This window comes from Parasphingorhabdus sp., from assembly GCF_048269915.1.
In the GTDB taxonomy this organism is placed as follows: Bacteria; Pseudomonadota; Alphaproteobacteria; order Sphingomonadales; family Sphingomonadaceae; genus Parasphingorhabdus.
The window spans coordinates 473,971-487,126 of record NZ_JBLWTY010000001.1 but is presented as its reverse complement, the minus strand read 5'-3'; the positions used below and the strand labels follow the sequence as shown (position 1 = coordinate 487,126).

General features: G+C 58.4%; 11 protein-coding genes. 8 read left to right on the top strand and 3 right to left on the bottom strand.

Features of this window, described 5'->3' with window-relative positions; translation table 11 throughout:
• The first annotated feature begins 311 nt into the window (after window positions 1–311).
• From mdh to ACN0WX_RS02205, 8 genes are all read left to right on the top strand, one after another.
• The gene (mdh, locus tag ACN0WX_RS02240; protein ID WP_417620646.1) at window positions 312–1,274 is read left to right on the top strand and encodes a malate dehydrogenase; all 963 of its coding nucleotides are present in this window, start codon (window positions 312–314) and stop codon (window positions 1,272–1,274) included.
• A 101-nt stretch (window positions 1,275–1,375) separates the two neighbouring features.
• Window positions 1,376–2,266 carry a succinate--CoA ligase subunit alpha gene (gene sucD / locus ACN0WX_RS02235; RefSeq protein ID WP_417620645.1) on the top strand — a complete coding sequence of 297 codons (891 nt, stop codon included), beginning with the start codon at window positions 1,376–1,378 and terminating at the stop codon, window positions 2,264–2,266.
• Window positions 2,267–2,318: 52 nt separating this feature from the next.
• Complete coding sequence (locus ACN0WX_RS02230) at window positions 2,319–5,105, top strand: 2-oxoglutarate dehydrogenase E1 component (RefSeq protein WP_417620644.1); 2,787 nt, start codon at window positions 2,319–2,321, stop codon at window positions 5,103–5,105.
• A 17-nt stretch (window positions 5,106–5,122) separates the two neighbouring features.
• A complete protein-coding gene (gene odhB, locus ACN0WX_RS02225; protein WP_417620643.1) occupies window positions 5,123–6,358 on the top strand; it encodes a 2-oxoglutarate dehydrogenase complex dihydrolipoyllysine-residue succinyltransferase in 1,236 nt (411 codons plus the stop codon).
• 95 nt (window positions 6,359–6,453) lie between these two features.
• Window positions 6,454–7,860, top strand: a complete 1,407-nt coding sequence (gene lpdA / locus ACN0WX_RS02220) for a dihydrolipoyl dehydrogenase (protein ID WP_417620642.1) — start codon at window positions 6,454–6,456, stop codon at window positions 7,858–7,860.
• Between the two features lie 29 nt (window positions 7,861–7,889).
• Window positions 7,890–8,606: a hypothetical protein gene (locus ACN0WX_RS02215; protein ID WP_417620641.1), complete on the top strand. Its 717-nt coding sequence runs from the start codon at window positions 7,890–7,892 to the stop codon at window positions 8,604–8,606.
• A 147-nt stretch (window positions 8,607–8,753) separates the two neighbouring features.
• Window positions 8,754–9,440, top strand: a complete 687-nt coding sequence (locus ACN0WX_RS02210) for a PepSY domain-containing protein (RefSeq protein WP_417620640.1) — start codon at window positions 8,754–8,756, stop codon at window positions 9,438–9,440.
• Complete coding sequence (locus tag ACN0WX_RS02205; RefSeq protein ID WP_417620639.1) at window positions 9,437–10,069, top strand: trimeric intracellular cation channel family protein; 633 nt, start codon at window positions 9,437–9,439, stop codon at window positions 10,067–10,069. The genes ACN0WX_RS02210 and ACN0WX_RS02205 overlap by 4 nt, the downstream gene beginning before the upstream one ends.
• Here ACN0WX_RS02205 and sppA read toward each other — a convergent pair.
• Genes sppA through ACN0WX_RS02190 form a run of 3 tightly spaced genes read right to left on the bottom strand, consistent with a single transcriptional unit; the run spans window position 10,042 to window position 13,153 of the window.
• Window positions 10,042–11,928: a signal peptide peptidase SppA gene (gene sppA, locus ACN0WX_RS02200; RefSeq protein ID WP_417620638.1), complete on the bottom strand. Its 1,887-nt coding sequence runs from the start codon at window positions 11,926–11,928 to the stop codon at window positions 10,042–10,044. The genes ACN0WX_RS02205 and sppA overlap by 28 nt on opposite strands.
• A gap of 57 nt (window positions 11,929–11,985) precedes the next feature.
• Window positions 11,986–12,627, bottom strand: coding sequence for an NrsF family protein (locus tag ACN0WX_RS02195; protein WP_417620637.1), 642 nt, complete (start codon window positions 12,625–12,627; stop codon window positions 11,986–11,988).
• A gap of 1 nt (window position 12,628) precedes the next feature.
• Window positions 12,629–13,153 (bottom strand): sigma-70 family RNA polymerase sigma factor, encoded by a 525-nt coding sequence (locus ACN0WX_RS02190; protein WP_417620636.1) that lies wholly within the window; start codon window positions 13,151–13,153, stop codon window positions 12,629–12,631.
• Window positions 13,154–13,156: the final 3 nt, after the last annotated feature.

Sequence of the window (13,156 nt, the reverse complement as noted above, 5' to 3'; positions counted from 1 at the left end):
AGCGCGGAACACGTCAACCATCATCATGGCATTTCAATTTCACTTTGCAACGCAAAAGATTGGAAGAATTGGAAACATGTTTGCCATTCTGCGTCATCCTGAACTTGTTTCAGGATCCCGGGATAGGGAAAGCCGGTCGAGGTCCTGAAACGAGTTCTGGAGGATGAGGTTTATGCACAACTATTGCTATTGCGAACCAATTGCAAAGATACACTGTAAAATGCTACTATATGCGGTTGAATTTGTCAGAATAGGGGCCTAATCCTGCCTCTAATATCCGTTTCGACTCTATTTTTAGGAGAATTTCCCATATGGCCCGTAACAAGATTGCGCTGATCGGCGCAGGCATGATCGGCGGCACGCTCGCCCACCTCGCAGCTTCCAAGGAAATGGGCGACGTAGTCCTGTTCGATATTGCCGAGGGCATGCCGGCCGGCAAAGCGCTGGATCTCGCGCAAGCCGCTCCGGTCGACGGGTTTGACAGCAATCTGAAGGGCACCAGCGACTATGCCGATATTGCCGGCGCCGATGTGATCATCGTGACCGCAGGCGTCCCCCGCAAGCCCGGCATGAGCCGCGACGACCTGCTCGGCATCAATCTGAAAGTGATGAAGGCTGTTGGCGAAGGCATCAAGGCCAACGCACCGGATGCTTTCGTGATCTGCATTACCAACCCGCTCGACGCGATGGTCTGGGCCCTGCGCGAATTTTCCGGTCTGCCGCACAACAAGGTGGTCGGCATGGCCGGCGTGCTCGACAGCGCCCGCTTCCGCCACTTCCTCGCCGACGAATTCAACGTCTCGGTTGAAGATGTCACTGCCTTCGTTCTTGGTGGCCACGGCGACACGATGGTTCCGGTTCCGGCTTATTCGACGGTTGCCGGTATCCCGATCCCCGATCTTATCAAGATGGGCTGGACCACGCAGGAAAAAATCGACGCGATCGTCCAGCGCACCCGGTCCGGCGGCGGCGAAATTGTTCAGCTGCTCGGAAACGGTTCGGCTTATTATGCGCCGGCAACCAGCGCGATCATGATGGCGGAAAGCTATCTCAAGGACAAACGCCGGGTGCTGCCTGCCGCCGCGCATCTGACCGGCCAATATGGCGTTGACGATCTTTACGTCGGCGTGCCGGTCATCATCGGCAAGGACGGCGTCGAGAAGATCATCGAGATCGAACTCAGCGAAGAAGCGCAGGGTAATTTCAACGTGTCGGTCGATGCGGTGAAGGAATTGCTGGAAGCCTGTAAGGGGCTGGATAGCTCACTGGCATAAACGCAACCGTCATCCCGGCGAAAGCCGGGATCTCATGCGACAACGCGGCGCGCTGGGAAGGAGATTCCAGCATTCGCTGGAATGACGAGGAAACAAGTTTAATGAGCATTTTAATCGACAAGAACACCAAGGTTATCACCCAGGGCATGACCGGCAATACCGGCACGTTCCACACGGAACAGGCGCTGGCTTATGGCACGCAGATGGTTGCGGGCGTTACGCCGGGCAAGGGCGGCACGACCCATATCGGTCTGCCGAACTTTGACACGGTTGCGGAAGCGAAAGAAGCAACCGGCGCGACCGCCAGCGTTGTCTATGTTCCGCCTCCATTTGCAGCGGACTCGATCCTCGAAGCGATTGATGCAGAGATTGAACTGATCGTCGCGATCACCGAGGGCGTTCCGGTGCTTGACATGGTGAAGGTCAAGCGCGCGCTGCAAGGCAGCAAGTCTCGCCTGATCGGTCCTAACTGCCCCGGCGTTCTGACCCCCGACGAATGCAAGATCGGCATCATGCCCGGCAGCATTTTCCAGAAGGGTTCGGTCGGCGTGGTCTCGCGCTCCGGTACGCTCACCTATGAAGCGGTGCACCAGACAACTGCGGTTGGCCTCGGCCAGACGACAGCCGTCGGCATTGGCGGTGATCCGGTCAACGGCACCAACTTTATCGACGTGCTCGAGCTGTTCCTTGCCGATGATGAAACCAAGTCGATCATCATGATCGGTGAAATCGGCGGCAGCGCGGAAGAAGAAGCGGCGCAGTTCATTGCCGACGAAGCGAAGAAGGGCCGCAGCAAGCCGATGGTCGGCTTTATCGCTGGTCTCACGGCGCCTCCGGGCCGCCGCATGGGCCATGCCGGCGCGATTGTTTCCGGCGGCCAGGGCGGCGCGGAAGACAAGATTGCGGCCATGGAAGCTGCGGGTATCCGGGTGTCGCCTTCTCCAAGTGAATTGGGAACGACATTGGATGCTATGCTGAAGGAACTGGTTTAGCTTACTTGGCCCCCTGCGCGAGCAGGGGGCCGCCCTCCCCAAGGAAATGATCATGGGTTTAGAAGGTCAAGAATTTCTCGAATCTGAAAAAGAGCCCGGCCCGAGCTGGCAGCGCAAACATTGGCCGATTGACGATGCCGATGAGCTGAACAGCGCGCTTGATCCTACGCAAATGGCGATCGAGATTGTGGCTGCGGCGGAAAAATCCGGCGCGGTGATGTCCAGTGTCGAGGTTGCGCGGGCAGCGGAAAAATCGATCCGGGCGATGATGTTGATCCGTACCTATCGGGTACGCGGGCATCTGGGTGCCAATCTGGATCCACTCGGGCTTTCCAAGCTGGAGGAACCCGCCGACCTGACTCCGGAATTTCATGGCTTTACCGCCGACGAGATGGATCAGCCGATCTTTCTGGGCGGTGTGCTGGGGTTTGAAACAGCGTCAATCCGCGAAATCGAAGCGGTGCTGCGCGCCAATTATTGTGGCCCGGTCGGTCTTGAATATATGCATATTGCCGATATCGAGGAACGGCGCTTTCTGCAGGACCGGATGGAGGGCAAGGATGCCGAAATCCAGTTCACGCCGGAAGGCAAGAAGGCGATTCTCAACAAGGTGATCGAGGGCGAGGAATATGAAAATTTCCTCGGCAAGAAATATGTCGGGACCAAGCGTTTCGGCCTCGATGGTGGCGAATCGATGCTGCCGGCGCTGGAGAATATTATCAAATATGGCGGCCAGTCCGGTGTCCGCGATATTGTCTATGGTATGGCCCATCGCGGCCGTTTGAACATTCTCGCCAATGTGATGGCCAAGCCTTACAAGGTCATCTTCCACGAATTCCACGGCGGTTCGGCCAATCCCGAAGATGTCGGCGGATCGGGCGATGTTAAATATCATCTCGGTACGTCCACCGACCGCGAATTTGATGGCATCAATGTGCATATGAGCCTGGTGCCCAATCCATCGCATCTCGAAGCGGTCGACCCGGTGGTGCTCGGCAAGGTCCGCGCCCAGCAGGTTGCGCGGGACGATCTCGAAAAACATGATCAGGTTCTGCCCGTGCTGATCCACGGTGACGCCGCCTTTGCCGGTCAGGGGATCGTCTGGGAATGCCTCGGCTTCTCGGGTATCCGTGGCTATAATACCGGCGGCTGTGTCCATTTCGTGATCAACAACCAGATTGGCTTTACCACCAGCCCGCAATTTGCCCGTTCATCGCCTTATCCGTCGGATGTAGCCAAAGGCGTGCAGGCTCCGATTTTCCACGTCAACGGGGATGACCCCGAGGCGGTAACCTTCGCCTGCAAGATCGCGATTGAATTCCGCCAGCGCTTTGGCCGGGATATTGTGATCGACATGTGGTGCTACCGCCGCTTTGGCCATAATGAAGGCGACGAACCGAGCTTCACCCAGCCGATCATGTATGCTGCGATCAAGAAGCACCCCAAAGTCAGCAAGCTATACGAAGACCGGCTGGTCGAGGAAGGTGTGATCGAAGCGGATTGGGGGGACAAGACGCGCAAAGCCTTTGCCGACCATCTCGAAACCGAATTTCAGGCTGCGGCCGATTACAAGGCAGACAAGGCCGACTGGTTTGGCGGTCGCTGGTCGGGGTTGCATGTTCCGGCCGATCCGGAAACCGCGCGCCGCAATGTTGAAACCGCAATCGACCCGAAATTGTTCGACAGTCTCGGCCGGACCCTGACCACGGTTCCCGAGGGCCACAAGATTCACAAGACACTGGGCCGGGTGCTTGATGCCAAGGCCGCAATGTTCAAGAGCGGCGAAAATTTTGACTGGGCAACCGGCGAGGCGCTGGCTTACGGATCGCTGGTGTCGGAAGGCTATAATGTGCGCCTGTCCGGGCAGGATAGCGGGCGCGGGACCTTTTCCCAGCGCCACGCCGTCTGGGTCGATCAGGAGACGGAAGAAAAATATGTGCCGCTGAGCACCGTCAGGCACGGCCGCTTTGAGGTGCTCGACAGTCCCTTGAGCGAATATGGCGTGCTTGGTTTCGAATATGGCTATGCCGGTGCCGATCCGAAAACTCTGGTCCTGTGGGAAGCACAATTTGGTGATTTCGCCAATGGCGCGCAGATCATGATTGACCAGTTTGTCGCCTCGGGCGAAGCCAAATGGCTGCGCGCCAACGGTCTCGTGATGCTGTTGCCGCATGGTTATGAAGGGCAGGGTCCGGAACATAGTTCGGCGCGGCTCGAGCGGTTCCTGCAGCTGTGCGCGCAGGATAATATCCAGGTCGCCAACATCACCACCCCGGCCAATTATTTCCATGTGCTGCGGCGGCAGATGCTGCGCTCGTTCCGCAAGCCTTTGGTCATCATGACCCCCAAGTCGCTGCTGCGGCACAAGATGGCGGTATCGAAAGCGGATGATTTCCAGGGTGACCATCATTTCATGCGGATTTTGTCCGACACTAATCCGCCTGCTGACAAGGATGTAAAACGGCTGGTGCTCTGTTCGGGCAAGGTGGCCTATGATCTGATCGAAGCGCGCGATGCAGCGGGAGACAAGAATACCGCAATTATACGGATCGAACAGCTTTATCCGTTCCCCGGCGAACCTCTGGTGGTGCGGCTCAAGCGGATGAAAAATCTCGAGACGCTCGTCTGGGCGCAGGAAGAACCGGAAAATAACGGCAGCTGGCATTTTGTCCGGGCCTATCTGGAAAAATGTCTTGAGCAGGCAGGCGTCGGACCGCGCGGTCCGGTCTATGCCGGTCGCTGTGCCAGCGCGTCGCCGGCAACCGGTCTCGCATCACGGCACAAGCAGCAGCAGGAGCAACTGGTGGCGGAAGCACTGGGGCATCCCGTACAGGATTGAAAAGAGAGCAGTAGAACATGGCAACAGAAGTAAAAGTCCCGGTACTGGGCGAATCGATCACCGAAGCGACTCTCGGCGAATGGCTCAAGCAGCCCGGCGATGCGGTGGCGGCGGATGAACCAATTGCCAGCCTGGAAACCGACAAGGTGGCGCTGGAAGTGCCCGCCCCGCAAGCGGGCGTGATGGGTGCCCATCAGGTCGCAGTGGGTGATACGGTCGAGGTGGGTGCGGTCATCGCAACGATCGAGGCGGGGAGCGGAGCGGCACCGGCTGCTTCCAAGCCCGCTGCCAAATCTGCTCCGGCTTCGGCCAGGCCGGAAGCCAGGTCGGACGAACCCGATGCCTCGATCACCCTGTCGCCATCGGTACGGCGGCTGGTGCTCGAACATGGTGTCGACCCAAGCCAGATTACCGGCACCGGCAAGGATGGCCGGCTGACCAAGGCGGATATCGAACAATATGTGAAATCCGGTGCGCAGCAGCCAGCGGTAGCCGAAAAAGGCGACAGTGCGGGGGCAGCAGCTCCGGCGGTCCCGTCACAGGGTGGCAACCGCAACGAAGAGCGTGTGCGCATGACCCGCTTGCGCCAGACCGTCGCGCGGCGTCTGAAAGAGGCGCAGGATACGGCGGCCTTGCTCACCACATTCAACGATGTCGACATGACCGCAGTGATCGAAACGCGGAGCAAATATAAGGAACTCTTCGCCAAAAAACATGGCGTGAAGCTTGGCTTCATGGGCTTTTTCGTCAAGGCGGCCTGCATGGCCCTGAAAGACGTGCCATCAGTCAATGCGCAGATCGAGGGCGAGGAAATCGTCTATCATGACTATGCCGATATTTCGGTCGCGGTGAGCGCGCCCAATGGCTTGGTCGTACCGGTTATCCGCAATGCCGAAGCGATGAGCTTTGCCGATGTCGAGAATACGATCGGTGATTTCGGCAAGCGCGCCAAGGACGGCACGCTGACCATGGAAGACATGAAGGGCGGAACCTTCACCATTTCCAACGGCGGGGTGTTCGGGTCGCTGATGTCGACCCCGATCATCAACCCGCCCCAGTCGGCGGTGCTCGGCCTGCACCGGATTGACCAGCGTCCGGTGGTGATGCCCGACGGCTCGATCGAGGCGCGGCCGATGATGTATCTGGCACTGAGCTATGACCATCGTCTGATCGACGGCCGCGAGGCGGTGACTTTTCTTGTACGGATCAAGGAAGCGATCGAGGATCCGGCGCGGCTTTTGATTGATTTGTAGGATTTGTGCTCCGGGCTAAGACCCGGAGCCCTGGATATTTAGCGTTTTGACGCCAAGGCTCCGGCTCGGGGGCCGGAGCACAAAAGAGGTAGAATATGACCGACAATTTTGATTATGATCTTCTGATAATCGGCTCCGGCCCCGGCGGCTATGTCGCGGCGATCCGGGCGGCCCAGCTCGGTCTGAAAACCGGCTGCATCGAGAGCCGCGCAACGCTCGGTGGTACGTGCCTCAACGTCGGCTGCATCCCGTCCAAGGCGATGCTGCACGCGTCGGAACTTTATCACGAAGCCCATTCGGGCGCGCTGGAGAAATTTGGCGTGAAACTGACCGGCGCGAAGCTTGATCTGAAGCAGATGCTGGCCGAGAAGGTGAAGGCGGTTGCGGAGCTGACCGGCGGCATCGAGTTCCTGTTCAAGAAGAACAAGGTCGACTGGATCAAGGGCCATGGCGCCTTTGAAGATAGCCACACGGTCAAGGTCGGCGACAAAAGTTACACTGCGAAAAATATCCTGATCGCCACGGGTTCTTCGGTAACCCCGCTGCCCGGCGTCGAGGTCGACAATAGCAAATCTGTCGTGGTCGACAGCACCGGCGCGCTCGAACTGCCGAAAGTCCCCGGCCATCTGGTCGTTATCGGTGGCGGCGTGATCGGACTGGAACTCGGTTCCGTCTGGCTGCGGCTCGGCGCGAAAGTTACAGTGGTTGAATATCTCGACCAGATCCTGCCCGGCATGGACGGCGATATCCGCAAGGATGCGAACCGCATGTTCAAGAAACAGGGCTTTGATATCAAAACGGGCACCAAGGTCACCGGCTGCACGGTCAAGGGCAAGAAAGCGACCCTGACCATGGAACCGGCCAAGGGCGGGGACAGCGAGACGCTGGAAGCCGATGTCGTGCTGGTGGCGATCGGCCGCAAGCCGAATATCGACGGTCTCGCGCTCGAAAAGTCGGGCGTCGAAACCAATGATCGCGGCCAGATCGAGGTCGGCCATGATTTCCAGACCGAAGTCCCCGGTGTCTATGCAATTGGCGACGTGACGCCCGGACCGATGCTGGCGCACAAGGCCGAGGATGAAGGCATTGCCGCCGCCGAATTTATCGCCGGTCAGCAGGGCATCATCAATCATGATCTGATCCCCGGCGTCGTTTACACCTATCCCGAAATTGCCAGCATCGGCAAGACCGAGGAAGAGGTGAAGGACAGCGGCGTTGAATATAAGGTCGGCAAATTCCTCTTTGCCGCCAATAGCCGCGCCAAGACCAATCGCGATACCGAAGGCTATGTGAAGGTCATCGCCGATGCAAAAACCGACCGCGTGCTTGGCGCCCATATCATCTCGTCGCTCGCCGGCACGATGATCGCCCAGGTCACTCAGGCGATGGAATTTGGTGCGACCAGCGAGGATATTGCCTATACTTGCCACGCCCATCCGACCCATTCGGAAGCGATCAAGGAAGCGGCAATGGCGGTGCAGGGCAAGCCGATCCATATGTAAATATCGCCTGCGGATGAAGGGAATATTATATGTTCTGGAGAATGCTGGCGGCGATAGTCTGTTTTTCGGGATTTTGCGGAACGGCCTGGGGGAAGACTGAAACCCAGGTCCGCTCGGTCGATATCTATGTCACCCCTTTCTATACTGCCGCCGCTACGGAGAAAAAGCGCATCGTTCGCGTGGACAGCCGGTTTGACAAGCTTTTGCGCTCCGATGAGCCTGCCCAGATATTGCAAGCCCAATCTGCAATTCGATCGGAACCGGCCAATGTCTCGCCAATCACAATGATGGTGCTGGCCTCGCGCCTGTATGACGTTGGTGAGCGCGATGCGTCCGTCTTCTGGTTCTATGCGGCCAAAGATCGATTTTTCACAATGGCGGATGTTCTGGAAGAGTATAGCAGGCCCGCTCCGTTTACACCGAAAGGTGAGATTTTCGCCGCTGTCGGATCATTTGTCAAACTGGCTGGCCCGACGATCAATGGGTATGCTTTTTGCGATATCGAGAAGCAGCAGACGCTCAGGAAAGAGGCCTTTGCCTGGGTCCGGGAAAATCCCTATGCGCTGCTGTTCGACGAGAAGCAGCAAGCAAAAGCAGATGGCAGACAGGAGCTTCTGGCGGCAAGTATCCTCAGCAATGATGGAAAAATGGCCAAGGAAAGCGCTTATCTTCGTGATCCTGCGAATGTTTCGGCATTGCAGGACGCGAGAAGGGATAACGGTGCCAATAGCAGATATTGCTGGTGATTTTTCCGGTATTTCTGCGACCGCCCTGCCAAGGGGATCAGTCGATCGGCTGCAAGTGAATATTGATCGCTGGCAGAGCGACCAATCGGTTGATGGTGCCTATTGGATTTCTGTTCTACTGTCGCTGCGACAATTTCGGGGACGTCCATGACGGTCAAACATCATAAACTTATGCGCTGGCATGTCTGGCTGGGCTGGCTGATCGGGGTGCCGGTCATTTTGTGGACCGCCACCGGCCTGTTCATGGTCGCGCGGCCGATCGAGCAAGTGCGGGGGACGCACTTGCGGGCCGAAGTGGCGGAAAATAGCATCGCCCATGACAATATCACGATGTTCGCCGATACCGGCAAGGCGGTGAGCGGTGCACGGCTGATAAGCCAGGGCTCGGGAATGGTCTGGATCGTAACCCATGATGATGGCGGGACGGTGCGCTATGACGCAGCGACCGGCCGGCCATTGGCCAAACTCGACGCCAAGGCAGCAGGCGTGATGGCGGATGCGCTCTACCTGCCAGACGAAAATATCGAGCAAGTCCGCTATTATGCGGCGGACAAGGCGCCCTTTGACTTGCGCCGGAAAACCCCATCCTGGCAGGTGCATTTCGCCGATGGCACCAATATCTATATCGATGCCCTGACGGGTGAAACGCTCGCCGTTCGTACCCGCTTCTGGCGGGCGTTCGATTTCATGTGGGGTCTGCATATCATGGACCTGCAGACGCGTGAGGACACCAGCCACCCGATCCTGATCGGGTCGGCGGCGATAGCGTTGATCGGTTCCATTCTGGGTTTCGTGATGCTGTTTACCCGGCGCAGACGAAGGACAACATCATGAATTCGGCCTTCCTGTATAGCGCGCTCGGCTGGCTCGATCTTTTCGGGATAGCGGTATTTGCGATTTCCGGGGCACTGGTCGCGGCGCGCAACCGGCAGACCCTGGTGACCTTCGGCTTTTTCGCGCTGGTTACCGGCGTCGGTGGCGGCACGGTGCGCGATCTGCTGATTGGCGCACCGGTCTTCTGGGTGCAGGACGCCCGGGTGCCGATATTATGTCTCTCTATCGCTCTGCTGGTGTGGATTACGCCGGTCAAATTCTGGCGACCGGCGGCGGTTGACTGGTTCGACGCCATCGGCCTGGCGGCTTATTCGGTTTTCGGCGCCGCCAAGGCGCTGCAACTGGGTATTGATCCAGTGCCCGCAGCAATCATGGGCATTATCACCGCCAGTGTCGGCGGGGTGATCCGCGACCTGATTTCGGGAGAACCTTCGATTATCGTGCGGCCGGAGCTCTATGTCACCGCAGGCGCGCTTGCGGCCTTTGTCTTCGTGCTTCTGGCGCAAATCGGTGTGCAGGGATTCATCGCCGCGCTAATCGCTTTTGGCGCCGGATTTATCTTGCGCGCAATCGCCATCGTCAAAGGCCTGTCTTTACCTGCCTATCGCGGACTGGAGGATGAAGAATAGCTTAAAAGCCGGCTGATCCAGTCGGTTGACGCGCTTCTGTTCTGCTGCACCCGGGTTCCGCATTCCAGACATAATGCCTGCACATCTTCGCGTGCGAGCAATCCCTGGGCGGTCGTCATGGCCTCGCCAAAAATCGCTTTCTGACGTTGCGCGACCCAGCCGATGACGCCGGTGACCGGCGCGATTTCCTGCCGGACAAAGGGAATACTGTCGAAGGTCAGCCACGAGAGCTTGTTTTGCGGATCGAGATATTGCGCATGATAGTCACCTTCCGCCAGGCCCGCGCGCTTGGCCGCCTCGGCGAGCGCCTCTTTTATGCCCCCAAAACCGTCAATCAGGCCCAGTTGCCGGGCGGTACCGCCATCCCAGACGCGGCCCTGTCCGATCGTATCAACTTCTGCTGGCGTCTTGCCGCGCGCTGCCGCAACCAGTTTGACGAAGTCGCCATAGCTGTCTTCGACACCGGCTTGCAGAATCGCATTGAGATCCTCGCTGAAACCGCCGACAAAATCGGGCTCGCCGGACAGTGGGGTGGTCTGGACGCCATCGGCGGTGACACCCCATTTGGCTAGTGCCTTTTCAAAGCTGGGCAGAACCGCGAACACGCCGATGGAACCGGTGATCGTATCGGGTTCGGCGAAGATATGGTCGCCTGCGGTCGCGACCCAATAGCCGCCGCTGGCCGCAACATCGCCCATTGAAATGACGATCGGCAAATTCTTTTTCTTTGCCTCAAGCAGGGCCAGGCGAATTTCTTCGCTGGCGAAGGCCGAGCCGCCCGGGGAATCGACGCGGACAACCAAAGCCTTGATCTCGTCTTCGTCCAGTGCCGTGTAAATCAGTTCGGCAATCCGCCCGCTGGCGGCCATGCCGGGGCCGGATTCGCCGTCCACAATCTCGCCGGCGACCGTAATCACGCCAATCGGGGAACCAGCGCTGTCGACCGGATTTGCGGCGACGAAATCGTCATAATCAATGCTTTTGAAACTGTCGGGAGAAGGCTTTTCATCCGTTCCGACCTGTTCCGCGACAAAGCTGTCAAAGGCGGTCCTGTCGGCGATCTTGTCGACCAGCTTCTGTTTCATCGCAACCGCTGCAAAATCACCGCCGGCCGCGGTGATGAAAGTGGCGGGATCGTCGGCAAATGGTTTGATCATTGCCTGCGGTCGCGCCTTTTTTACTTCGGCGAGCCAGCTGTCCCACAGCACGCCATAGAGCGCTTCGGACGCTTCCCGCGCGGCCGGTGACTGATCGGCGCGCATATAGGGTTCGACCGCGCTTTTATAGGTTCCGACCCGGTAGATATTGGCGGTCACACCCAGCCGGTCGATCAGCCCTTTGTAGTAAAGCCGGTTGCCGCCGGGCCCGGCGAAGATGATGCCGCCCATCGGATCCATCCAGATTTGTGTCGCATGCGCGGCCAGTTGATAGCTGTCATCGCTATAGAAACTGGCGAAGGTATAGATTGGCTTGTCTGCCTTTTTGGCGCGGTCCAGCGCCTCGCCAACGCTGGTCAGGCTGGTCTGGCCGCCACCGGCGAAGCTGCTGAGATCGAGCACGATGGCTTTGACGCGATCATCCTCGACCGAGGCATCAATCGCACGCACGACATCTCGCAAGCGATATTCGCGCGGGCTGTTGCTATTGCCTGCCAGCAAATCTTCCAGAGTCGGCGCAGCCGGCTCCTCGACAATCACGCCATTGAGGTCGAGCAGCAACGCGCCGTCGCGGATCGCCGCGCTATTGGGCTGCGACGACAGCAGAGCATAGAGTCCGCCGAAAAACAGCAACATGGCGATCAGGACCATGCCATCCTTTATCGCTACCAGAAATTTCCACGCCGCTCGCGCAAATTGCATATTCATGTCCCTGTTTTGACCGGATTGATCCCTCTTATATGGGATCGGGGCGGGATATTACCAGCGGATAAGACGAGGGATGATCAGCCGGCCGATCACGGCGCTGACGATCACCGGGATAGTGAACCACAATCCGATATAATATATATCATTGAACGGGCAGTGGAGATTATAGGCCATCGCTCCCAGCGCTCCCGAGGCAACGCCGACCAGCCAGCCTGCGCGTTCGGGCGATGTTGGTGCGCCCCGTCGCAACCACCAGGTTAACCCGCTGCCTATAGCCAGTGCCGCAATTCCGCTGACGGTCAGGCATTTCAGCCCTTCCATCGGACGCAAGGATTCCACCGGCGGCATGTTGATCATACTCATGATCGCAGTGGTCAGGGGGAAGAGTCCGGCCGTAACCAGCGCCCAGATCCATCCGCGGTTCAACTTCCCGACTCCGGGGCGCGCCATATTGGTTACCGCAATTGCAGTGGCAAGGCCGAGCATCAGGAGCACCCCGCTGCGCAGAAAGAACATCTCGTCGACCATGCCGATCTTCAGGTCATGGCGGACACCGAGCATGGCCGCCACAGCGACGGCAGCGGACAGAGCCAGGCCGCAGGCGATCGCCAGGCCGCTTTTCGGGTTCAGCGTCCGTACCGGTTCGAGGTCGTCGACCAGCTTGTCGATCAGATTATCGGCAACTCCATTCATGTCATTCACTCTCGATAAGGGCGCTCATTTTCCTGAGTCCCCGATGGATATTCACTTTGACCAGAGATTCGGACTGGCCGGTTTTCGCGGAGGCCTCGATAATGCTGAGGCCCTCGATCTTGACAAGCCCGATCACCTCGGCCTGTTTTGACGGGATCATGGCGAGCAGCCGTTCGAGACTGACCTTGGCGGCCACTCCCTCATTCTGCGGGTCAGCGACCATGTCTTCATAAAGCTGGTCATGCTCGTGCCGGTAGATCTTGCGCAGGCTGTCGATCCAGCGGTAGCGACCGATCGCGGCAAGCCAGGGCAGAAAGGCCTTTTCCGGATCATAGCTCGCCCGCTTGCGGTGGAGCGAGATCAGGGTTTCCTGCACCAGATCGTCAATCGCCGCCGGGTTTATCTTGCGGGCATAATAGCGGCGCAGCCATTTTTCGCATTCGGTGAGCAGGCTGGAATAGCAAAGCTTGTCACCGCCCTGGGCCTTGATCATCAGGTTCCGGAAAGTTTCCTCGCTCGCGATCATTGC